Origin of the sequence: Bradyrhizobium sp. B117, assembly GCF_038969555.1 — a bacterium.
Taxonomy (GTDB): Bacteria; Pseudomonadota; Alphaproteobacteria; order Rhizobiales; family Xanthobacteraceae; genus Bradyrhizobium.
Genome location: NZ_CP152414.1, coordinates 2712098 through 2733802, shown reverse-complemented (window position 1 = coordinate 2733802; position 21705 = coordinate 2712098). Strand labels below are relative to the sequence as shown.

Annotated in this window: 26 protein-coding genes and 2 pseudogenes; 14 read left to right on the top strand and 14 right to left on the bottom strand. The window is 58.5% G+C overall.

All coding sequences use genetic code 11. The annotated features are described in order from the left end of the window. Positions 1-179: 179 nt before the first annotated feature. Together AAFG16_RS13390 and AAFG16_RS13385 are read left to right on the top strand one after the other, a co-directional pair. Positions 180-401: a hypothetical protein gene (locus tag AAFG16_RS13390; RefSeq protein WP_141379027.1), complete on the top strand. Its 222-nt coding sequence runs from the start codon at positions 180-182 to the stop codon at positions 399-401. 382 nt (positions 402-783) lie between these two features. After that, positions 784-930: a hypothetical protein gene (locus AAFG16_RS13385; protein WP_225895070.1), complete on the top strand. Its 147-nt coding sequence runs from the start codon at positions 784-786 to the stop codon at positions 928-930. Between the two features lie 219 nt (positions 931-1149). On the opposite strand, the gene AAFG16_RS13380 is transcribed toward AAFG16_RS13385, so the two are convergent. Both AAFG16_RS13380 and AAFG16_RS13375 read right to left on the bottom strand, forming a co-directional pair. Then, on the bottom strand, positions 1150-1386 hold the full coding sequence (locus AAFG16_RS13380; RefSeq protein WP_014493182.1) for a hypothetical protein: 237 nt from the start codon (positions 1384-1386) through the stop codon (positions 1150-1152). A gap of 458 nt (positions 1387-1844) precedes the next feature. After that, the gene (locus AAFG16_RS13375) at positions 1845-2054 is read right to left on the bottom strand and encodes a cold-shock protein (protein ID WP_014493181.1); all 210 of its coding nucleotides are present in this window, start codon (positions 2052-2054) and stop codon (positions 1845-1847) included. A 605-nt stretch (positions 2055-2659) separates the two neighbouring features. On the opposite strand from AAFG16_RS13375, the gene AAFG16_RS13370 reads away from it, so the two are divergent. Both AAFG16_RS13370 and AAFG16_RS13365 read left to right on the top strand, forming a co-directional pair. Continuing rightward, the gene (locus AAFG16_RS13370; protein ID WP_038936668.1) at positions 2660-2998 is read left to right on the top strand and encodes a hypothetical protein; all 339 of its coding nucleotides are present in this window, start codon (positions 2660-2662) and stop codon (positions 2996-2998) included. Between the two features lie 76 nt (positions 2999-3074). Next, complete coding sequence (locus AAFG16_RS13365; protein WP_157785226.1) at positions 3075-3218, top strand: hypothetical protein; 144 nt, start codon at positions 3075-3077, stop codon at positions 3216-3218. Between the two features lie 579 nt (positions 3219-3797). On the opposite strand, the gene AAFG16_RS13360 is transcribed toward AAFG16_RS13365, so the two are convergent. The 4 genes from AAFG16_RS13360 to AAFG16_RS13345 all read right to left on the bottom strand — a co-directional run bounded on the left by AAFG16_RS13360 (position 3798) and on the right by AAFG16_RS13345 (position 6185). Then, entirely contained in the window at positions 3798-4136 is a 339-nt protein-coding gene (locus tag AAFG16_RS13360) for a response regulator (protein ID WP_100213765.1), read from the bottom strand. A gap of 305 nt (positions 4137-4441) precedes the next feature. After that, on the bottom strand, positions 4442-4798 hold the full coding sequence (locus AAFG16_RS13355; protein WP_342739405.1) for an ATP-binding protein: 357 nt from the start codon (positions 4796-4798) through the stop codon (positions 4442-4444). Between the two features lie 21 nt (positions 4799-4819). Continuing rightward, positions 4820-5602, bottom strand: a complete 783-nt coding sequence (locus AAFG16_RS13350; protein WP_342739404.1) for a histidine kinase dimerization/phospho-acceptor domain-containing protein — start codon at positions 5600-5602, stop codon at positions 4820-4822. 346 nt (positions 5603-5948) lie between these two features. Continuing rightward, on the bottom strand, positions 5949-6185 hold the full coding sequence (locus AAFG16_RS13345; protein WP_036043705.1) for a hypothetical protein: 237 nt from the start codon (positions 6183-6185) through the stop codon (positions 5949-5951). A gap of 896 nt (positions 6186-7081) precedes the next feature. Here AAFG16_RS13345 and AAFG16_RS13340 point away from each other — a divergent pair. From AAFG16_RS13340 to AAFG16_RS13325, 4 genes and pseudogenes are all read left to right on the top strand, one after another. Next, positions 7082-7324, top strand: a complete 243-nt coding sequence (locus AAFG16_RS13340) for a hypothetical protein (protein ID WP_249131485.1) — start codon at positions 7082-7084, stop codon at positions 7322-7324. A 276-nt stretch (positions 7325-7600) separates the two neighbouring features. Next, positions 7601-7972: a hypothetical protein gene (locus AAFG16_RS13335; protein ID WP_342739403.1), complete on the top strand. Its 372-nt coding sequence runs from the start codon at positions 7601-7603 to the stop codon at positions 7970-7972. A 510-nt stretch (positions 7973-8482) separates the two neighbouring features. After that, the gene (locus AAFG16_RS13330; RefSeq protein WP_157786125.1) at positions 8483-8653 is read left to right on the top strand and encodes a hypothetical protein; all 171 of its coding nucleotides are present in this window, start codon (positions 8483-8485) and stop codon (positions 8651-8653) included. Positions 8654-8833: 180 nt separating this feature from the next. Then, positions 8834-8959, top strand: a pseudogene (locus AAFG16_RS13325) (DUF2958 domain-containing protein); the annotation flags it as partial. An 89-nt stretch (positions 8960-9048) separates the two neighbouring features. Here the strand turns inward: AAFG16_RS13325 and AAFG16_RS13320 are convergent. From AAFG16_RS13320 to AAFG16_RS13305, 4 genes are all read right to left on the bottom strand, one after another. Continuing rightward, positions 9049-9384 carry a helix-turn-helix domain-containing protein gene (locus AAFG16_RS13320; RefSeq protein WP_014493172.1) on the bottom strand — a complete coding sequence of 112 codons (336 nt, stop codon included), beginning with the start codon at positions 9382-9384 and terminating at the stop codon, positions 9049-9051. A gap of 773 nt (positions 9385-10157) precedes the next feature. Then, entirely contained in the window at positions 10158-10670 is a 513-nt protein-coding gene (locus AAFG16_RS13315) for a Phasin protein (RefSeq protein WP_211434493.1), read from the bottom strand. A 149-nt stretch (positions 10671-10819) separates the two neighbouring features. Beyond that, positions 10820-12010, bottom strand: coding sequence for a PHB depolymerase family esterase (locus tag AAFG16_RS13310; protein WP_342739402.1), 1191 nt, complete (start codon positions 12008-12010; stop codon positions 10820-10822). 3 nt (positions 12011-12013) lie between these two features. Further along, positions 12014-12433, bottom strand: a complete 420-nt coding sequence (locus tag AAFG16_RS13305) for a CopG family transcriptional regulator (RefSeq protein ID WP_036003746.1) — start codon at positions 12431-12433, stop codon at positions 12014-12016. A gap of 1308 nt (positions 12434-13741) precedes the next feature. Here AAFG16_RS13305 and AAFG16_RS13300 point away from each other — a divergent pair. Next, positions 13742-14008, top strand: a complete 267-nt coding sequence (locus AAFG16_RS13300) for a hypothetical protein (RefSeq protein WP_248879326.1) — start codon at positions 13742-13744, stop codon at positions 14006-14008. Between the two features lie 461 nt (positions 14009-14469). On the opposite strand, the gene AAFG16_RS13295 is transcribed toward AAFG16_RS13300, so the two are convergent. Then, the gene (locus AAFG16_RS13295; protein WP_028170261.1) at positions 14470-14661 is read right to left on the bottom strand and encodes a CsbD family protein; all 192 of its coding nucleotides are present in this window, start codon (positions 14659-14661) and stop codon (positions 14470-14472) included. 1715 nt (positions 14662-16376) lie between these two features. Beyond that, positions 16377-17009 (bottom strand): hypothetical protein, encoded by a 633-nt coding sequence (locus AAFG16_RS13290; protein WP_249163003.1) that lies wholly within the window; start codon positions 17007-17009, stop codon positions 16377-16379. A gap of 520 nt (positions 17010-17529) precedes the next feature. Between AAFG16_RS13290 and AAFG16_RS13285 the strand changes: the two are divergent. From AAFG16_RS13285 to AAFG16_RS13265, 5 genes and pseudogenes are all read left to right on the top strand, one after another. Next, a pseudogene (locus tag AAFG16_RS13285) lies at positions 17530-17735 on the top strand (hypothetical protein); the annotation flags it as partial. A 20-nt stretch (positions 17736-17755) separates the two neighbouring features. After that, positions 17756-17956: a hypothetical protein gene (locus tag AAFG16_RS13280; RefSeq protein WP_014493160.1), complete on the top strand. Its 201-nt coding sequence runs from the start codon at positions 17756-17758 to the stop codon at positions 17954-17956. Positions 17957-18187: 231 nt separating this feature from the next. Continuing rightward, positions 18188-18406, top strand: a complete 219-nt coding sequence (locus tag AAFG16_RS13275; protein ID WP_141379029.1) for a hypothetical protein — start codon at positions 18188-18190, stop codon at positions 18404-18406. 8 nt (positions 18407-18414) lie between these two features. Next, complete coding sequence (locus tag AAFG16_RS13270; RefSeq protein ID WP_018640764.1) at positions 18415-18567, top strand: hypothetical protein; 153 nt, start codon at positions 18415-18417, stop codon at positions 18565-18567. A gap of 720 nt (positions 18568-19287) precedes the next feature. Beyond that, on the top strand, positions 19288-20322 hold the full coding sequence (locus AAFG16_RS13265; protein WP_342739401.1) for an IS110 family transposase: 1035 nt from the start codon (positions 19288-19290) through the stop codon (positions 20320-20322). Positions 20323-21061: 739 nt separating this feature from the next. Here the strand turns inward: AAFG16_RS13265 and AAFG16_RS13260 are convergent. Both AAFG16_RS13260 and AAFG16_RS13255 read right to left on the bottom strand, forming a co-directional pair. Further along, the gene (locus AAFG16_RS13260; protein ID WP_018640766.1) at positions 21062-21265 is read right to left on the bottom strand and encodes a hypothetical protein; all 204 of its coding nucleotides are present in this window, start codon (positions 21263-21265) and stop codon (positions 21062-21064) included. Between the two features lie 112 nt (positions 21266-21377). Continuing rightward, positions 21378-21620 carry a hypothetical protein gene (locus tag AAFG16_RS13255; protein ID WP_342739400.1) on the bottom strand — a complete coding sequence of 81 codons (243 nt, stop codon included), beginning with the start codon at positions 21618-21620 and terminating at the stop codon, positions 21378-21380. Positions 21621-21705: the final 85 nt, after the last annotated feature.

Below are 21705 nucleotides of genomic sequence, written 5' to 3'. Positions count from 1 at the left end.
TACCTCAGATGGTCTGCACGATGACTCAGGCAAATTGAGAAATGTTGCAGCTCATCCTCAACCATCGCCGCCGAGTCTTCGTTCCAAACGTTACTTGGAGCGCATCGTTGTCGCTCTCGCCGGTTCAAGATTACTCTTACTGATCAGCCCAGCTGAAGGCAATAATGATGGCGTGGAACATGTCGACGTTGGTCTTGTTCAACATTGTTACTCTTGCCGAGAAAGCGACTGGATCAATGGCAAACAACAAAATCCCCAATGAGAAGCAGCCCGGCGAAAATCCGGAAGGTAAGTACCATTACAATCCGGGAAACATGGCTGGAAAAAAGCCCGGAGACGCGGAGCAGACTGACGAAAACCGGGACACCCCGGCTCGGCACAAAGAAAAGCCCGCCGGATAGGCCCGGCACCGCTCGCGACTTTGCCTTCGTCGGACGCGGAAGGAATCTGAAAGACCAATTGAGTCAGCCTTCCGAGAATCGGCTCATCGCAAGACGCGCGTCCGACGATGAGCCATCCCGGGTGGATGGCGCAAGCTGAGGGGTCAGTATCGCGCCACAGACCAATATGACAATCTCACGATGAGAGAGTCGTTCCTGTCAGATTGTCCGCCTCTGCCTCGGTTAGGGAAGAACTCAGCTGCTGGGCCTGATGCCGCGATAGGATCTATGGCTGGTGTGCTGTCGCTTTTAAGGAGCTCTTCATATGAAAATGCCTGTTCACTCAATTGAAGAGCCCGAGCCGAGAGCACCACGTGCTGACAGACTGCCGACGGAGGGATTCGTGATCATCGTCGACGGGCATTTCAAGCCGATGCTTGATACTGCGGAAGCTGCCGAGTCGTCGGGTCGCGCACTTAAGTCGACTTACCCGATGCTCAAGATCGAAATCTATGACGCCGTGACAAAGGCCCGAACCTTATTGGGCTGAGAATCAACTCTCCCCGATAAGTGTCTTCGCTGCGCGCGAGCTCGGCGGTTAGAGACATGCAGGAGGAGGTACAGTCGGCTCAAACAGCCGCTGCATCTTTCGGACGATCTGACCGCCAAACGCCGCGCAACGAGCCGTTGCCCGGCATCACGGTTCAGACAAAACAGTTGGCCGCGCCAACTGGAACTGGAGCCATTGTCCGGCGCCCTCTCCGGTTGATCAGCTCAATACGAGCTTGATCTGCCCGCCCTCAACGGCCCCCGCCGCGAGAGCGTCGCGCGCCATCTTTTCGATGGCCGGCCAATTTGAGAGAAGGTACTTCTGCGCCTGCGCTTTCGTTGGGTAAGCGGTTTGCAAAACGCAGGTCTGACGCGCGTTTCCATTCGCGATCTGGAAGGATACTTGTTGGGGTCCTTCCTGAACCTCTCGCTCGGTGGGCTCGGGAAACTTGCGCATCTTGCTCCTTCACTGGTTGTCGAAAGACTTCGCTCGCATGGACTGAACGCCACGTTACGATGACTGTCCAAGCCTAATCGACGCAAGCCGCTGCCCGTGGCCCTCACGTCTTACGACGGGCCTTTGTCCCAAGTCAGTTACGGACGTATTACGAACCGCATCTGTCAGCATTTGACGGAGTTCAGCCTTCGTCTTGTGCGGTTGCCGCGCGCTGGATTTTTGCCATTTGGTCATTCATCTCATATGGGGACGCCGGCAAAAGATGCCACTTTTTCGTTCAAGCTGGATTCCGACGGCGACGAGCGGCGTAGGGAAACCGGCTGCGCGCACATTGCGAAGCGCCATCTTCCTTGCGTTCTAAAAAACAAACCCGCAGCCGTTAAACCGGTCGCGGGTTGCGAAGCCAGAGGCCCTGCCAGTACATCCGTGGTCAAAGCAGCATGGCATCCTATGCACGCTTACGCGACGCGCAGATTCTCTGCTGCGGACTTGCCGGTCCGGCGGTCAGCAACGACGTCGAAGGACACCTTTTGTCCTTCATCGAGACCGCTCATGCCGGCGCGTTCAACCGCGCTGATATGAACGAAGACGTCTTGGCTTCCTTGGTCTGGTTGAATGAAGCCGAAGCCTTTTTGGCCGTTAAACCACTTCACAGTTCCCGTATTCATGGGTGATCTTCCTTTGGGATAGATGTTCGGAGCCGCGCTCGAGCGCGCAGCAAGCTAAGCGAGATCTGGAGGGAGGTCGTCAGTCAGGCGCGCTTTAAGCGGCAAGGCCAAGTCGTTCGGCCGAAACTCGATAATTACCAAATGGCTATTGCTTGTTCGTTCCGCAAGTGGCCGTGGTGAGGGAAAGCCCGTGTTACTGCAAACACAAGGAGAGCTGGCAGTGGCCCCTTACGGGTCAAGCACACGCGCCGTCCGCCGATCTGCTGACAGCCGGACTCTCGAAGGGAACAAAGGGTGAGAAGGCGGTTTGAATCTGGCGGCAGAACCAGGAGACTGGGAGCCGCGAAGAAAAGCCGTTCGGTGTAACGCCCGGCGGCTTTTGTTTGATGGGCATCTCTCGATGCCTGTGACGTGTCGTCCCCCGCCGCAAGCAAGGGCACCGAGTTGAGAGCACCTCACTGGGTTCTGCATGTCCAAGCGACCTCGCCGCACTTTTCCTCTGTGCGCAACCAGGACGGAGGAACACTCCGCCCGCAGTCGGTTTGGCTCCCCAAGCAGCATTGTTGTGATGCGGTGCTTTAACACTCGCGCGAATCGGAATTGGCATGGCTTCCGTCATATTGGGGCTGAACAGATACTTCGCATTGATCGAGCGTCGAGTGCCCACGAAAGTGGGGACTTTCATTCGCTGGCTGCGAGAGCCATCCAAATTCTGGATCCGTGTCATTGTCGCGGGGATATTAATTCTCGGGGGCATCTTCAGCTTCTTGCCCCTCTTCGGCCTCTGGATGCTCCCCCTTGGACTTCTTCTTATCGCGCAGGACATGCCGATCCTGCAAAAACCTCTCCTTGCCGTGTTGCGTTGGATCGAGATGAAATGGAAGCGGCTCAGGCGACGTTTCAGAACGAGGCCGCGGCCAATTGTGGCGAAGCAACCGGAATGACGCGACCGCTCCGCCCGCGGCTCTCCGTATTTGGAACGTTGTGGTTAAGCCGGGCTTGGTCCGGCAGGAGGTCATCATGACCAAGACATCAGACCACGGCATCATGCGCGTCCGCGGAGAAGATCAGCCGGCAGACAAGGAGCGGGCGCAACTGGCTCAAAAGATTGAGCTCGGCCATACACCGCCCGTGATCAAGGAAGAGGCGAACGACCGGGACTGAACGCAATGATCGTGAGCCGGCGCGCGGGGCCTGCCAGCAGGATCCGCGCGCAACATCATGCTGCTTTCTGATGCTGCTCGAACGCAGCGACCTCCCGTTCCTTCATTCGGGAGCCGGTAATCCGGGTGTGGACAGCCATTCGCTGATTTGAGCCCCGGTCTCCGCCTGCCGAGCTTTGCGGATGGTTTGTTCCCGCTCAACACCTGGCGGAAGCGATTTTGCCTTTTGACGAAGGGCTCGCCCATGCTCGGCTAGGCGTTCTTCAAAGGAGGTGGTTTGGTTGATTCGGCGTCGCTGCATAGCGTGCTCCTTTTCCCAGGGAAGGCCGGAGCGCGACAGCGTTCTCATCACCGACAGATACCGAGGGCCGCGCGGCGATGCATCAAGCGTAGCAATTTAAGGTGCGACGCGCTGGTCAATATTGATCAGGTGGTAGAAGCTGGTGAGACCCGCGCTCGGCGCCCGCAGGATCAACGCCCCCACAGGAAATGCGAAGCGCGCGAGCACAGATGGGCATCGGAGCGACGCCGGCGCCAAAGGCGTTCAGCAACCCGTTGTGCGGACAAACGCTCCTCACGATCAGGCAGCAAGCTCTCGGAGCGTCGAGATGATCGCCTCTGACGGGTATGGCTTGCGGAAGAATCTTGCCCCATCGGGTAGCTCAGAGCCTTCGACCAGATGGGCGGAGACCACAAGGAGCTGGATCGGTGGCCATCTTTCGCGAACGGCTTCCACGAGCCCAATCCCGTCCATCGAGCCAGGCATCCTGACATCCGTAAAGACCACGCAGACATCCTGTCGGGTTTCAAGAATCTTGATGGCCTCATCGGCATTGCCGGCAAGGAGCGGATGCAGCCCCGCATCCTGGACGATGTCGTTCGCCATCAAGAGGAGCATCGGTTCGTCCTCGACGATCAAGATGCAACTGCCGCGAGGAGAGCTTTGCTCTGGCATATCAGCTCTTTCTAATGCAGGAGACGCCACCCGGTCGGACATCAAGCGATGGCAGCAGCCGACGTTCCGAATGGCCGATTGTTTCTGAGCAGTCTTTGCATCGACAATGCGGCTGACGGTTCCAAGGGTTCACCATGAGGCGCCGCCACTTCCGCCGAATGAGCGTGGAAGTCGCCCCGTCGGCAATGTGCGTCTGGCGACCCTGCCCGCCCATCGCCGCAGGGTGAGCGCGTCGAACGCCACCACCCCTTCCCCTCAGAGCATGACCGTCACCTGCGAGGCAGTCGGATCGAAAAGCACGTGCCTGTTTCTTCGTTGGATGCCACAGAGATCTCGCCGCCATGGGCTTCGACGATCAATTTTGCGATGTAGAGGCCAAGGCCGAGGTGGGTACTGTGCTCTGGCGGACTTCCGTCATCGTGGCCTCGCGTCCAGGATTGGAAGATTGATTTTTGCGCTTCAAGCGGGATTGAGGAGCCGAGATTGTGCACGTTGATGGTCACAGCATCGGGATCGTTACCTGCGACGGTCACTGTGATGGGCGTCGCTACGTCGCCATAATGGACCGCGTTGCCCATCAGGTTGGACAGCACCTGTCCCAGGCGGGCGCGGTCGCAGGAAACCAACGGATCGCCCTTCGTTGCGACTTAAAGTTTCCTATCTGCGTTGACGGCGCGAAACTCATCCGCGATTTCCTGGCACAGAGCCGCAACGTCGTTCTCGGTCTTTGTAACGGGGATTTGAGTGCCGAAGGACGAGCGTGTGAGATCGAGCAGATCGTTCAGAATTCGCGTCGCCCGCCCTGCGGCCAGCTTGATCTCCGAAACAACCTTGGCCTGCTTCGCGTCGGTTGTCCCCGATCGCTCCATCCACTGAGCGCCCATTGAAACGGCGCCGAGAGGATTGCGCAGGTCGTGGCCGAGGACGCCCAGAAACAGGTTGCGCGAGTCATTTATCGTCTTGGTATAGTGGGCCACCGACTCCGTCACGGCCTGATCGATCGCTTCATTGAACCGCGTCAAGTCCTCAATATCGGTGTCCGCAAGGCTTCGATGATGAGCAACCCACTGCTTGACGACGCTTGCGCGAAGCGCCCGGTATTCCGAGATCATCTGGTCGATGTTAAAGCCGTCGGCCAGACGCAGAGCGGCATGGAGCTCAGCCGCGCTTTGAGAAAAGGGGCTATCTTTCGGGCCGTCGCCTCGCGATTTATCAAATCGCTCCCGCGGGGTTTGTGCGGTTTCGAGGTCGTCCGCCACAAACCTAAGAAGATCGAAGATATGATCTTCCAGAGCCAACTTCGTCATCCGATCGCTGGCCGGTGACAGAGTTCGAGCGAACTCCGTCCATTCCTTCACGATCGGAGCCTGGTTCTGTCGAATGAAGTCAGCCAGGCGTTCGTACTTTGGCCGCTCAGTGGAATTGCTCAAAGCCGCCCCCAAGTACTCAAAGCCGCCCCCAAGTAGATGACGCGAGCCCTAGATCGAGCAGGCACAAGCCCGCTGCTCGCGAATGCCGTGCCCTTCCGAAGCGCCGAGCCTAGAGTATAGCCACTGGCTCCCGAGCTGTCACAACTGGCTCCGCCAGCGGGGAGAACCGCGCGACTTTGCGGCCGGAACCTGCGGTACAACGGTCGTTTTGCACTTGCCCTACAGGACGCGGGGATATCGGAAAGCGATCGTTCCACTCACGTCGCGGGCAGGACCCGGCGCACCTCTGCGTCGATCTGTGCGGATGCAAGCTAGCACCACCATATTGGCCTTGGGGGAACCGGCTTCAATGCTTGGTGCTCGAGTTCCGATGGACTATCGAAACGCAGAACAGCTGTTCGGTGCTCGAGCGCACTTCCACTGCCAAATCCGCCCGCTTGCTTGGGAAGACGGATTCCTGGGCGATTCCAGTCAAGGTTTGCATTGCTTTGACTTCGGCGGCTTTCAGATTGGGAAGGGGTAGACCTTCCTCGTCTGCAAAGAAATCGCGACCACTTTGGATGTCAAAGAAATACCGATTCATGGAGCGCTCCAGAAATTGAACACATATTAGTCCCGCCAATCGGTGCGTCGCTTGCCTGAAGACTCGGACATCGATGCGGCTGTCGTCCTGTCACACGATCAGCCTCAACTGTTCGATCTGTCCCGCCGGACCTTGCGAAATTCTTCGGGACCTTTCATCAGCCTGCTCTTCCGGCTTGCCCTGTCTTCGGATGTCGCACCCGTATCGGCCAGCCGGTCGAGCGCGTCAGAGGCAAGCTCCTTTGCGCGGATCCGAGGGCTCTCACGATTCGACTCTGGAGATTCGCGCATGGGCCGATCACGCAGCCCTTCGAGCGCCGTCTTCACCAGCAGTTGTACCGCTTCTGATCGGTTAGGCCTCTGCTTCTGGCTGAGCGCCCATGCGTCAACCTGGTCGAGAAGCTCGGGCGTCAGCCGAACCGCCCGTCCTTGCTCAGCTGTCCCCGCTGACGTCTTCCGCGGAACTGCTTTTGACCTGGACATCTCTGACATCATTGATTGGAGGGCGATAACGGCGATGCCGCGGGAGGAGAGGCGGGAATCCGACCATTTTCGCTCCCGCCTCCAGCTAATGACCGCGGTCGCTTAGGGTTCCAGTGAACTCCTGCCACGACGGCCCGCTCATCGCACAGCTCCTTGCGCTGTTCTCAAACACGACCAGGGAGCGACGAAGTGCAATTGCCTTCCGGACCATTGCGACGGCAGCGCGTCTGACAGATCGACCGATTGATATCATCTCTGCCTGAAGGACAGCGTGCACCTCCGGAGCTGCAATAGCCACAACTATCTCGACCTGGCAGGGAGCGGACAGACCTTCGATTTGATGCTCGCGAGCCCCGATTTCACTGGCTATTCCCTGCTACGAAGCGCAGCGTCATCCGAACGAAGAGGCTGGCCTTGAACGGAAGCACGTTCAGCAGCGAAACCGGTTTTGCAGAAGGGCGCCGTATGACGGATGTCACCAAGGAAGCCCTGGATGGTGCCGCCGCGCGGCATCTCTCTGCTGGCTTCAACTTTCGTGCCTATACGCCGGACAAGATCGCGTACGATCTTATTCGTTGGGATGAGGAGTTCAGACACGCCAATTACACTCAACTGGTCGTAGCCGTGACGCTCTGGCAAAGTAGTTTGTCTGGCTAGCGCAAAGCCAAGAAGGCTCGTCGCGCGGCCTGAACGTGCGGTCGAAGCAGAGCGCAACGTCATTTACACGGTCAATCCGAAGATATAGGGTATGGCTAGAGGTTGGCAGATGCTCACCTTGAAGCTGCCCAGGAAGCAGCGACCTCCGAGGTCGCCGCGCGTCGTCGTAGTAGCAGCTCACGTGCCATCGGAAGGCGCAATCATAAAACTGGATTTTACCAACGTGCGTCAGCAGCGCCGGTGCACGTCCTCATGCGCTCACGAAAGGCAACCATCATGAAGCTTCCTGCAATATTACAAGGCGAGGCGCGGAGCCGTTTCCTTCAAGGAATTGCTTTCGGCGCGGTGGCGACCATGGCGATTGGATTTGCCTGGGGCGGTTGGGTCACCGGGGAGTCCGCCAGGGTCATGCGGGTCTCGGCGGAGACCAGTGGCCGGATGTCCGTTCTGGTACCGCTGTGTGTCGCTCAGTTTACAGCCGCGGACGGCGCTCTCGCGAAGTTCAAGGCGACCGGCCTTTATTCCAGAGAAAACGTCGTCAGCGAATTCGTGAAGAGTGTGGCGTCCACGAGCATGGACTACTCATTCGCCAAGGCTTGCGCCACCGGCATCGAGACGGAGATTGCCAAGACAGCGGCCAAGACCTGATTCCCATTCGGGAGGACAACAGATAGGGCCAGTCGCCCTCGATCGGGCGATCGTCTTTGACCACACCATGCGGGATGGATTCTGCATTCTGGCGGGAAGCTGTTGGACGATTGGCACCTTGTTCAAATTGCCGTCGGCGCCATAAGCCGCAGCAAAGTCATTATTGAGGCAATGTCCGTTTGGACGCCCGAGAAGACTGAGCGAACAAGCCAAGGCAGACGCTGACAACGACAATTTACAATCCACCACACTATGGCGACCTGGCCGATACGGCGCTGGTACCGAAGCCCGCGACAAGTACGACACGCTTTTAATCTTCATCACAGAGCCAAGGACGAGTGCTAGGCTCTCCCCATCGCCTTGTGGCGAGATGGTCAAATTTGCTCAGATTCGGTACCGCCGTAGATGTTAACAAAACCTGTCACCGCGAGGCCCTAGGCATTTATCGGTGATGAGAACGCCATCAGTCGCTCTCGCCTGCCTGCTCGTCCTATAAACCGGGAGACGGTGATGCAAAATGGGGCCGGACCTTTTTCAGAGGCTGAGCTGACGATCGTGGAGCGTTATAAGCTCGACGCGCTTGAGGACATGGACTTTCCCGAGATCCTCGATTTTCTTGAAGAAATCGAGGACGAGATCAGACGACGGGGTGCCCCCGAGGGAGCGACCGATCGAGAGTAGCAAAAGTCACTTACCAGACCGACCAATTTGCCCTTTGTACCAATGAATTGTGCGACATATCCAATCGTCGATTTACTCAAACGCTCTGACTGGGAGCGGCTTGATGTCCAACGTCGATCTCCTCACGGTGGCAGACCGCGTCCAACTCTTGGTGAACGCAATCAACGGCGGTGCCACGTACCAGTTGCGAAATTTTTCACACCGGCTCAAGCCGCGTGGCTCATCACTGAAGTCGACCCAAACGAGCCCGATCGCCTCTTCGGACTGTGCGACCTCGGTCAGGGGTGCCCGGAACTCGGCTACGTCTTATCTTATTCGATCTGTCGCCTGAGGCAGTTCGTGGGGATCTCAGGGAGTGCGTTTCCTGGTCCGGCGCCGCGTCTGTCCCGCGGCCTTCAAGATGGCGGGTAACGTCGGCGGCACGTCATCCCGGCGTCCGTACTCGAACACAATCCCCGGCGGAGACTCGAACCTTCCTTGATGCCGTCGACGTTCACCCCAAGACGCTTGATCTTGTCGTACAAGGTCTGCTTGGGGAGGCCGAGCAGCGCAGCTGTTGCCTGGACGTCGCCCTGCTTGCGGCGCAATGCATCCTCGATGATCAATCGTTCGATGTTCTCGAGCTGGCGAGGCAACGAGACGTCCGCGCCGCCAAGGCCGGATTTGTTGATCGTCTTGCCGTCGAGCACACCCAACACGAAACGGTCGGCGGCATTGCGAAGCTCGCGCACATTTCCCGGCCATGCATAAGCCAGCAGAACAGACGTCGTCTGCTCGTCAAGGATGGGCGCGTCGCGCTCGAACCGCCTGGCAGCTTCGGAGAACCATGGCGGCGATCTGATCCTGGTTCAGGGCCACAGTTCGCCCGGCATCTATGCGCGCGCCTTTCTCGAGGGGCGGCTCAGCGAGAAAACACACCGGCGGAGTTATCCGGAATATCGGACGGCCGCCGCGATGCGTCGCCGACGCCATTGACACGTTCGTCGCCATGTCGGGAAGGTTTTTCAGAGGCTGCGAGAGCGCCGACGCGATCAGATGTAGGCGTGCACCGCCTGCTAAGTATTGGCAAAAACCCGCAGGCGCCGTCTTGCACCAGCTTCCGCCGATCTTCCGAACAAACCTGATTCCGAACCCGCGTCCCGGAGATGGCAGGGTCCTCAACTCGCGCCAGCAGCCTCGGTCCGCTAACTCTTGGGGTACAGCGCAGAAATCGCGGGTTGCCGTTGCCAGGGAAGCAAATCGAGCCCGACATCCTTGGCGTGTTCCAATTTGATGGGCCCATCTGAAGAGCGGCGTCGCAAGGCAAGGCACTTGCCCCTGACTGCGGTTTGATGGCCCCTCACGCAGAAACTGCGGTCAAGACAAAGATCGGCACCAAAATGGCCGGCGCTGATTCCGCTCCCTCGTTGTGAGTCGCGCTCCCTAGCCGAAAGCAGCAACCGTGACCCGCGTGCTTGATCCGCGTTTGCGTCCATCCTTTGCCGCAGCGGGGTAAGGCTTGCAGTTATCGTCCCGGCAGAGCCGTGACTTCTCGGGGCGGCTTGATCCGCAAGAACGGATATGCCGCCAGTTCTTTCGAATGCCGCGCGAACATATCGACCCGTCTGCTCGTAAACTCCGTAATGACGCCGAAAAATTCAGTTGGTGACCTGATCGTCGCAAGTCTCAGGCTGAATTCAAAAGCGAATTGCGCGTTGGCCCCGGCTATCTCAAGAAGCTTCGCTTGATACGCCTGCATGTTTGCTGTCGGTAGAGCAAAGCCTTTCGTTGGATCGCTATCCGTCATTCCCTGGCTGCGGTCACCTACTAAGGCATCCGCCTCAGGCTCAATGATGGGAACCTGGTGTTTAGGATCATCATGAAGCTCAGGAGGCGGTTCGACCGAGTCTGCCGCAGCAGAGTGAAGTGAATTGTCTTTCGGGCTTCTAACAATGGCCTGCTTGTTCCGTTGGGCCCGCGCGGCCATTTTCGGGTTGCGGGCGCGCTTTGCCGCTGTCGCCGCTTTGCGTTTGCTCATCTGACGCTCCAAGAAAATGGGGGTGCGACCACAACGGTCATTTCTGAAAGGACAACAGGCTCTGTGACGTGGCGTTCCAAGCCCGTGCACTGTTGGTCGCATGAACTAAGATAAATCGCACGTTCTCTGAGCCGCCCCGAGAAGCCAGACTACCCACCGAGCGAATGCTCGAGGAAGAAGCGCAGCATTTCCCTCGTGGCATCCGGCCCTTGCGGGTCAGTGTAGGACCCGGCGGGGCTGCCGCCTGACCACGCGTGTCCGGCGCCATCGATGTTCCAGTGTTCGGAAGTCGCCCGACCGGCCCCGTCGATCAGGACGGTGCGAGTATAGGCATGGCCGTGGGGTACGCGTCCGCGCAGCACCTTCATCGTCGGCCTCGTTGCCCTGGCGGCCTGCTCGATAATCTGATCGCCATTCTTTGGATGCACCGTTGTGTCGCGATCGCCATGGAAAACGATGGTCGGCACAGAAGTTTTGCCGTCCGCAATTGCCTTGGAGCCGCCTCCCTGCCGCATGGCGACGAACGCGGAGGGAAGGTCGCTGGCGGCCCCACACGCCAGGCCTGAATGAATGCCGACGGCCGCGTATAGGTCGCTATACGTGGCGCCCATGATGGCAGCGGCGGCCCCACCGGCAGAGAGACCCGCGACGTATACGCGCTTCGGATCGATCGGATGGTCGCGCATGATCTGGCGGGTAATGCCGGCGATCATCGAAGGCTCGCCCTCACCGCGGCGCTGGTCACCGGTGCGAAACCAGTTCCAGCACTTCGACTGGTTGGCTCCGCTCGGCTGCTCAGGATAGACCACGAAGCAATTCTGCTCTTCCGCCAGGAAGTTCATCCGGGTGCCGGCCGCGAAATCGTCGGGCGACTGGGTGCAGCCATGAAGCATGACGATCAGGGGAAGCCGTTGTCCCTGGCAGCGGCTCGGGATGAACAGCTTGTAGGTCCGGCTTCCCGCGGCGTTACTGAAGGTACCGGCGATAAACCGTGTGCCCTCGGGCACGATGTCCGATGGCGACAGAGGAGCGCGCGTAATCGGACTTCGCAGGCCAAGCCCGGAAAAATCCCGCATTCCGTCGAGCGGTAAGGAGCGTCTGCGTCCCTGACCAGAGCGGGCCGGCGAGGCCTGCGGAGCTTCCCGCTCCTCGACGACGTCGGCCGTGGCGTCGATGGTAAGCGGATCGAGCCGCGAGAGCGGAGCCTGAGAGGCGCTGCGCGACGCCGGTCTTGGAGCGCTATCGCCCTGGAGCATGCGCTGCAGCAGCGCGGTGGCCTCGACCAGTTGGCCGGTACGCGTGAGGCGGGTTGCTTCGCGGACTATGTCTTGATTCAGCATCGTTCACCTCGTTCTGTCGGCGAGAGCGGCCTTGACCGCGGGAGTGGCGTGTAGGGCCCCCAGCACCGAAACCGACGCGATCGTGGCGCGCGCCAACTCGGGAGTGACGTCCTGGGCGATGGTGGCTAAGCCCAAAACATTGATCTGCAGCATTTCGCCGGCGCGCCGCGCCGCTTCGAGATCCTCGCGTGTGTAGTTGCGCAGCCCGAGGTCCAAGTTCTTCCGGGCCGTGGATTGTCTGACGACCTCTACGTGTCGCTCGAGCTGGTTCCGGATTGCTGTCCGGATGAAATCGGTCCTGTTCGAATAGAACCCTTCCTGCACCATGAGATCGACATGACCGAGGTCGACATAGCCAAGGTTGATCGTGATCTTCTCGGTGTCGGGGGCCTTGGGTCGCAGCTCGTGTGTATTTCCGGCCATAGTGAAACATCCCTGCACCATCCGTCTGGATGGTGTGTGGATGTAAATAGATGCTCCCGGGCGCCTTTCAAGGGGTGGAGCCATCCAATAAACCAGGAGCTCGCGCAGGCGGGCCGTCTCGTGGAGCGTCAGACAAATTCTGGCGAAACTCGCCTCCCCTGTCTTCGCAAGCCCGATGGCCCAGTTCGTTAAAAAAACAGAAACAGGTTCGTCGTGCTCCCACGTCGCGGGCAAACCAAAATAGAAAGCACCCTTAACCTTCTGAGTGACATGCTCAATGTCGCTCACCTTCCGCTTCCCGTGTCGCCGGATGGCCGGCTGCCCACGTTCGCTGAAGTGACCGGCTTTGATGCTGCATCAGCGTGGGCCCCGCCTTACGCCAGGGCAACAAGCGTTTCTCGGCGAGCTCGCTGTCCGCTTCGCAGTGGTCAGTGGCCGGCTCAGCTACCAGCACAACTTCACAACAACGAGCCCCGCGAGATTGAAGTTCTCGAGAGCGCCGCTTTCACCGATTTCCTCGACAAGTCCGAACCGCTCTGGGCCGACCTGTACGGTTGGAGAACCAACTAGGCGTCATTCCGGAGCCAAGGGCGGCAAACTCAGGATCACGGCCTCGCCATCGATCACAAACCTCTTTTGCCGGTTCCTCAGCGCGGCCTCAGCAGGCCATCCAGAGTGCGGATGGTGACCATCTCACCGCAAGAGCAGCGGGCGTTCCCGTCCGGCGGTTGAGTCGGCAACGGCAGAGCCAGCCTGTGCATGCAGTTCTTCCAGGCGGTCCAGTCGCGCTAGCTGCGCCAAGCCTCGTAATCGATCTCGGACCGCGTTGCCAGCCACCTCTGCCATGCCGCCTCGAAGCCGGCGCGGGACCTTGTCGAACGTCTCGTTAATGCCGCCACGGTGCTTCCTGGGCTCGATCCCTGGAAGCCGCCACCGTGGCTCACGTAGGCAGAGCCGCCCTAGGACGTGCGGCGCGAGTAGGGGGATAGCAACAAAGTATGGCTTTGGCTGTTCACATGCATGGAAGCGCATCTTCTGCAGGTCACTACTGACGATGGCGAGTGCCGGTTTTGGTTAGCAGCCGGTACGGAAGAAGAGGCGTTCAGCTCGTCTTGGATGCCATCCCTGAGGGATGGACCGCCAAACTAATCGATCGCGGGGGGCACCGCCCGGGAGCAAGCTTCAGCGCTCGGCCTGACTGTTGGGCTCGCGCCAGGAGAAGCCCGCGAGGTAAGCAGAGGAATCGGGCTTAGCTGATACGCAGGCACTTCTCCGCCGCCGCGATCTGCGATCGGGGAAACTGACCAGATGAATTTTGAAGGTTTAGCCCACAAGGAGCGTCAGATGAGCGAACGACGTGAGCTATATCGTGATACCAACGGCGACGCTTGGTTTCTGGGACGCGAGCCGGCCAATGGACATGCTTTCATCATTCATCAGCCAAATGCGCCTTCTGGCGGCCGACTGACACACATTGAACTCGGCGATTTCTTGCGAAGTGAGCCGAAAGGACCCGAGCACCAGGCCCTTCTGCGCCTGATAGGTACGCTAGTGAACGTGCCACCGTACGCTTAGGGCGTACCAGCAGCGTTAGAGCGGCCTAGCACTCACATATACGGGCTGTTCTCTGAGACCATAAGCAGAGACGGATCGGATATCGGCACACCTTGCAGGTCAATCGAGGCGTTTGAAAGGATCTGCGTGCAGATACGTGCCATCAAAGTAATTGACGCCAAAGCGTCGATCACCAATCCAACGCTCTCTCCGCATTCGAATATTCCTGAGCAGAGTTCGTGGCGGCCAACGCAAGCATTGACTAGCTGTTCCTATGGGATGCAAACGCTCCCTCACGCTTGGTGGCTGAAAACCTCAGTAAGGAAGAGCAGCGAATGGCCGGCGCACACGAAAATTGAGGGTCGGGGCGAGACGGGCCTTTCCAAGCCTCGCGCCATTTCGGAACAAAGATCCAAGAAGCCGTCTGCCCACCAGAAAGAGAGGGCCGCCCGGAGGCGGCTAGTTTTTGTCTTCTCTTCTGCTTATTTTTTGAGGGCGTCAGCGGCGTCCCGCGCTGCATCCTTCACATCTCCCGCCGCATTGTGGGCAGATCCCTTGGCCTTGTCGATCTTGCCTTCGGCTTCCATGTCCTTGTCGCCAGTGAGCTTACCGGCACCTTCTTTGATGGCGCCTTTTGCCTTGTCGGCAGCGCCCTTCACATGTTCGCGGTCCATGATCGTGTCCTTTGCTGTTGGGAGAGCACACAACGAAAGCGTTGCGCAGTGGTTCCTCCTGCGGAGGCCCGCTTAAGGCCGCCGGCGTCGGACGCCTCGGCATATTGAAGGCAAGCCACCACTAAATTCTCGTCGCCTGGCGGGCCGTTCTAACCGACTCGTGCTCTTATGGGGCGCGCCGGCCGGTCGCCGAGTGCGCGCAAGCGGATGGTCAAAATTGCTCAGACCTGGTCTGCCACAAGTGTTAACAACGCCCATCACCGTCCGGCTCATGGCTTCTATCGGTGCTGAGAACGCCAATTGCGCTCCCGCCTAACCGAACAGCGAGCACCATGTTCAAGCATCATCGATATTTCAATACCGCTTAGAGGACGAGGCAATTGACTTGCGCAAGCAGGCTGAGGGTATGCCTCATGGCGTTCGACGCGACGAGCTTCTACGGATGGCCAACCGGATCGATAACTCGGTTATCGTCAATAAGTGGCTGGATTCACCAGGTCTGCGCGCTCCGACATAAACCTACCAGCGCAGAGAGGCCGCCTCAGTTGGCGGCGTTTGGCCTTACGAGCCTGACATAGGTGGCGAACACCAGCCCGCGCGCGGAAGCGATTACCGCATGACGGCAGTCGGCCTGCGGCAGAAACTCGAATAGTTCACTAGCGGGAGCCGAAACAAGTGCTCGCTATCCAGCACCGAAAGGCGCACTGTCCGCCATCGCGCGGCCCTTAACAATTACGGTGATGTGAACGCAAGTTCCGCTCCCGCTTGACCCGCAGCGGAGCATCAAACATGGCGGCTCGACGGCCCTCACACTAATCATCGACACTCGAATATCGCCTCGCACAGGAGGCGATCAATCTCCGCCTAGTCTACAGGTCAAGGAGTTGCCCGTTGGCATTCGCCGCGCAGAGCTCTTGCGAAAGGCCAGGCACATCGATGTCGCAGGAGAGATCAACAGGTGGTTGACCTCGCCGGACTACAGGCGCCACCTTAAGCTTGGCTCTCGTTCGCGTGATGAACTTCTACACCCCACGAAGAGACCAACCTATACCGGGATTTTACAGTCTCCCTCCCGGGCTGGTAAGCCGCCGCCTGCGCTTTATTTAAGCGGGCGGCGTTTTTGTTCTCAGGGGCCAAACGACCTCATCTCCTGCGGTTGCCCTACCACCGGCCAAGGCCCAGTCATAGGCGCCGGTGGTTGACAGACGGGTCCCAGCCTACGGTCGGTAGCCATGTGCGACGACGATCTGTTACTTCCATCTATGTGCCGATGCGACGTCCCTGGCGGGACATCACCCGGGACGCGCTGCGCCGCTCTCATGCGCTTTGGAAATCGAGCCCGAAATGAAATCGAGCCGCTGATGCAGGTCCGTTCTCATGCGCTTAGTCTTCTACCACCTTAGTCTTTCTTTCTTCGGCTTCTTGGCTTCGCGATTGCCGCGTTGCTATCCCTTCGCCATGCCGTCAATCTCCTGTTGCGGTTCGAGTTCGTCCAGTTCATCCGACTGCAGAACGCGCCCTCGATCAACGTCGGCAGAAACCGATAAGCTTTTCATACTTTCTTTAGCAAATCTCGACCGACTCCGCTTTGGTGAACTCTCTTCAGGGGGGCTTACCTTTGCGGCTGGGGAGCGTAAGCAATCTTCTTCAGTGCCTTGTTCGCATCACCGCGACCTTGATAAGTGCCGAGCAACTCGCCCTCGTCGTCAATTTCTTCAACCCGACACAGGGTCCAGCGCTTGTCTTTGCCCTGCGCGATGCGGAACGCACGACCGTTGCGGCGACAATAGAATGCTTCGGATCTCTCGATTCTGGTCCACGCACAATCCGCGCCCAACAGAAACCGCTGTTCCAGCCTTATTCGCTCTTCCTCTCTCCAGCGCTGATAGCTTTGCTCCTGCTCCGTTTCTAAGCCTGTCTTCCTCGCGCTCGATGCGCTCCTGCAACGCTCCAATGATCGCGCGCATCTCGGTGCCGTTTCCCTTGTCTGACTGACACAATGCGACACAGCCATTTCTGAGTTCGTCCTTGGGATAACTTGTATGTGGTTCTTCCCAAATAGCGCGCAGACTCTGCTCCACATCCGTTTTCGTCAACGGCAGGCCGGGTAACGTATTCAGAAACGCCTGGAGGTCCTCGACGGGTATCCAGATGGAGCCGCTGCCTGTGCGGCCTCTTCTCGCCGACTCTCCCCACTTCTTCCACACGGAGCTTGCTCCATCCAGCGCTTTCACAATCTCGCGCGATACCTTGTGAACGCTATGCGGCTCACGCAGGTGCTTCAAGGATGGGCTTTTTACGTAATCAAACAAGATAGAGGCGACGGCGTAGTGACGATCAGCGTTCATGCGGAGCTCTCGTCATTTTAATGCAACAGCAAGGCAAGTTACGCGGTGCGGCTCAGGCAACTCTCAACAGGCTAACTCGATAACACCATTAGGTTCACGGTTCTGGGGATGCTCCGGATCGATGCCATTGAGAACCCGCCGCTTAACGGCGCGCCAGATGGTCTGGCATAGCTCCGCCGCAGCTTTCGATGCCTGAGTGCAGATTGGCTCTTCGGTGACCAGCCCACGCACCGACATGGATCTGTGCCCAGATTGAACACATACTCATTAAACGTAGCACCGATGAAGTGCCGGGCTAAGTGTGGATGGCGGACTACTTCGCCCTCCCACTGTGGTGGACTGCTCGGCGCTATGGTGCTTCGCATTCGCGCCACCCTTCCCGACAAGGGGAGGGCGAGAACCACGCTGGCAAGAATGAAGGCGATAGGGCTATGCGCTGCATGCCCCCTAAACGCATTTTGGGAGCTTTTTGTTGCTATGCACCGTAGGAACGGATCGCCAGCCGCTTCCGTTACCCATCATGGAAAATATACGCCCACAAGACGAAAATATACGCCCACAAGACGAAGACCCGCGCGAGACGCCGCTGGATGATCCGCGGCAGCAGACTGACGCCCCCCATCACAAGCAGACAAATGAACCGTGGAAGGGCAATCCTGAGAAGGATCAACTCCCTCCTGACCGGCCGGACATCGATCTGGAGAATGGCAGGAGAGCAACACCCATCAGTCGAGAGTAGCAGTATCATGTATCGTACCCGCGAATATCTTGAGTGCGCCGAGAACTGCGCGCACCTCGCGGAGCAGGCTCGGACGGCCCCCGCCGCGCGCCGCTATCAACGCATGGAGGCGGCTTGGCGCGCGCTCGCCGAGGAGCAGCAGTGGCTGGACGGGGAGATTCCGCCGGTAGGCAGACCAAATTCATCCGCGCTACACTCGCACTCATGACGCGCACAATCCGCGCTTGCTGCCAATAAGGAATTGCTTCGTCGGCGGTAGCCCAACCTGACTTTCATCGTGCGCTGGCAGCGCACAACACAGTGACATGAGACATAATTGAACCCAACTTTGTGCGTAACCTCCCGTGTGCACAAAGACGCCTGCGCTTGCTCGGCGCTCAGCCAGGGTAGGAACCATAGTCGTTGGGACAGCTTGGTATCCAAAACGAAAGGATATCTTATGTCCACAAAGATACCCAACACAGAAGCCGATGCGGGCCATCAAGTCCCGTCACGTCGTCACGACGCTGGTAGCGGCGCGAACGAAACTACCGATGGATTGGATGCAAGCACCGAAGCGTTGCGCCATGCTGCGGAAGACACGCCATCGGGTGCCTTGACGGAGGATGTAGAGATTGTCCCGGTATTTGACCGCGCCGACTTAGCACCCAAAATTTAGGTGCAACCATGGTGAAGAAAAAGCACGGCATCATTATCGAAACACCCATGGAAGCGCGTCAAGCCGAACCCGGGCCCTCGATCCTCTTGCTGCTTCTCATCAGCGTAAGTGTCGCTGTGCTCGCTATGGCCGTTGTCTGGTTCGTTTTCTTCCGTACCTAGCGTCGCGTTGCTTTTAGCTAGGCCGATTTGCGGCCCGTTAGGTGGAGAATTGTCAGACCGGACTGCATTGATCGCGAGCCGGGCCAATCCCATGTCCATCCTAACGGAGGACAGCATGAAGCAATCGCAGCATTCCAAAATGCAGAGAACTGCCGAGCGCGCTGCCGAGGATCCAACTTTCCACCGGTACAAGCGCATAGAAACCGCATGAAGGACCTTGGCCGATGAGCAAGAATGGCTGAATGGTGAGATCATTCAGAACGCCGAGTCCCGGGACTAGCTGCGTTCAAACTTAGCGAACTGAGTAACGGCGGGTCTGTTGCTAGCCTTGGGGAGCACTTCCGGACCTGGGCAAACAGCGGTACCTCGACCAGTGTTCCGATCAGTCGCGGCAACGCTTGCTGTTCGACTCCATTTCCGTCACGCAAGAGCTCGCCCAAATTCAATGTGAGAAAGGCGGCCACCAGAAGGGGCATTGGGCTGATGAATAATAAAAGCATGACCGCTAGTCGGCTCGCGCCCCGATGAACCAAGCGTCGCCATTTGGACTGCGATATAGTTCTCGCCGGTCTGAATATTTCCTCCTAATCGCCCCAAGCTAGATGCGGTAATGGGCCCGGCTCCGGAGCAAGGGGTCATGATGGTGGCTGTCCCCCGATAGATGATGAAACGGGGTCACGACTTGAGTCGGCCCCAAGCATCTGGAGACGGAGGACAGCCGTGGAGAATTATGCCGGAATCGACGTGTCATTGGAACTGTCGAGCGTGTGTGTTGTGGACGCCCAGGGTAAGATCCTGAAGGAAGCGAAGGTCGCAAGCGAACCCGACGCCTTAGTTGAGTTTTTTGAGACGCTCGGCTTTGCAGTGAAGCGGATCGGGCTGGAGGCTGGGCCGCTGTCGCAATGGCTGCATGCAGGCCTGAAAGGTGCAAGATTTGAAACAGTTCTGCTGGAAACGCGGCACGTGAAGGCCGCATTATCTGCAATGACGGTCAAGACGGATCGCAAGGATGCCCGCGGGATCGCCCAGTTGATCCGGATGGGATGGTTTCGGCAGGTACACGCAAAGTCGGTTGATGCGCAAGAGATCCGGGCACTCCTGATCGCACGCAAACAGCTTCTCGGGCGGCTGATCGATGTAGAATTAAGTATCCGAGGGATTTTGCGCGGCTTCGGTCTGAAGGTTGGCCCGGTGACGCGAAGGAATTTCGAAGCGCGGATTCGAGAGTTGGTTGCAGGCCAGGCGACATTGGAGCGCATTGCTGGTGCGATGCTTTCGGCACGATCGGCCCTGAAGGCAGAATACGGAAGACTACACAAGGCTGTGCTGGCAATTGTGCGTGATGATGCAGTCTGCCGCCGGCTTATGACAGTACCAGGCGTTGGTCCCCTGGTGGCCATCACCTACAAATCGGCGATTGATGATCCTCATCGCATTGTAAAGTCAAAGGCAGCAGGCGCGCTGTTCGGGCTCACGCCAAAGAAATATCAATCGGGAGAAAAGGACGTCACGGGCGGAATCACGCTGGCCGGCGATGAGACGGTGCGGACGGCCTTGTATGAAGCCGCCAACGTTCTGCTATCGCGCATCACGCGGTTCTCAAAACTCAAACGCTGGGGGATGGACGTCGCCAAGCGGAGAGGCTCGAAGCGCGCAAAGGTCGCCTTGGCACGCAAGCTCGCAGTGATCCTGCATCGGATCTGGGTCGATGGCACGACTTACCGATGGGCCGAAGCGGGCTCAATCGCAGCATAGAAGACGTGGAGGAGATCAAGAACGCAACCGGGATGAACTGAAGCCCGGTGCCCGAAGTCCCGTCGCCGGGACGGTGGATGCGGTGAAGCCGTTACACGCCCAGTGGCGTCGTCCGACGAACCACGCGTATCTAGATAGGCTCACCGCTCCCTCTGACAGCATGATGTGGCGGCCAGGCGTCGACCACGAACAGAAGCATGAGCTCGGCGGCGTGGCGTTCACTCGGGAGGCTTGACATCATCGGGCCCATTACAGAAGGGCGCGTACTAATAACTCCCTTGTATGAGGTCCGCTATGATCCTGATAGTGGCGCACTAGCCGCTCTCGCCAGGTCCGAGCTGGGACAACATCGGGCTAGCAAATAGAGCCGCCAACTGGATCGGCTTTTAGTTCATCTTCGCCGAAGCTCGTCATGTAGCCCGGGATCGTCGGCACACTCTTGCGCGGCCTGTCGAGCTTCCTCCATGCCGCCCCCCGGCGAAGGCTTTGGACGGGCTGCTTTTCGGTCACGCTATTTCGTCATCCCAAACACGGCTGTTGGCATCTCCGACATTCAAAAGACCCAACAGCTTTTTCTTGCCCGCGTCGAATGCCGAAAACGAAGGGAACAAGGCTCACGGATGGGGCCGGGATCCTGCGGCTCGGGAGGGCTGCTTTGCAGGAGTCTGTCATCGGTCGGTCGGCAAGGGTCGTTCAAATACCGAACCATCTCAGGCAAGCGTTGCCGCTATACAAACTCCTATTCTTCCAGCTCCGTGAGGATGCGGTTGCGGTGCTGGATATGCTGCATCTGAATGGCGAAGAAGGTGTTTAGAAGCTTCTGAGCCTCGGTTGTGTTCGCTCCTCGGCGAGCCAAGTCCGCAATACGCTCCTCTTGCTTGGCAATATTCCGCTCGCCTTGGGCGACGTGCCGTTCGGCCTGTTCCAAATGGCGAAGCTGCATTGCGCGGTCCACGAGGCAACCTAGAACAGAGTTGGACAGTTCCCAAACGCAGGCCCGATGTCATCCCGGCAAGAAAATTGTCTAGCATAAAAGGACGCCAAATGAAGCTGTCTCACTCGGGAGTGAGCTTGTAAACGTCACCGGGTTGGAGGTTGAGTTCCTGAAACAGCCCTTGCTGCTTTTCCGTAACAAGCGCTGGTACAATTTCCGCCGTCCAGCCTTCGGGGACAGCCGCGAGGACGAGTGTCAACGCCTGACTTGGCTTGGCTAAGGCTAACCATATCCGCTTCGCTGGCGGCGCATCGTCTGAGGCCACCTCCACAATCGTGAACGAATTGCCGAACGACTCTGCCATCGATGGCTAATCCGACGACGTGCTGCAAGTTGCAACAACTAGCTGGGATGGGGCCACGGTCGGTAAGCAGCCTTGACCGGGAATT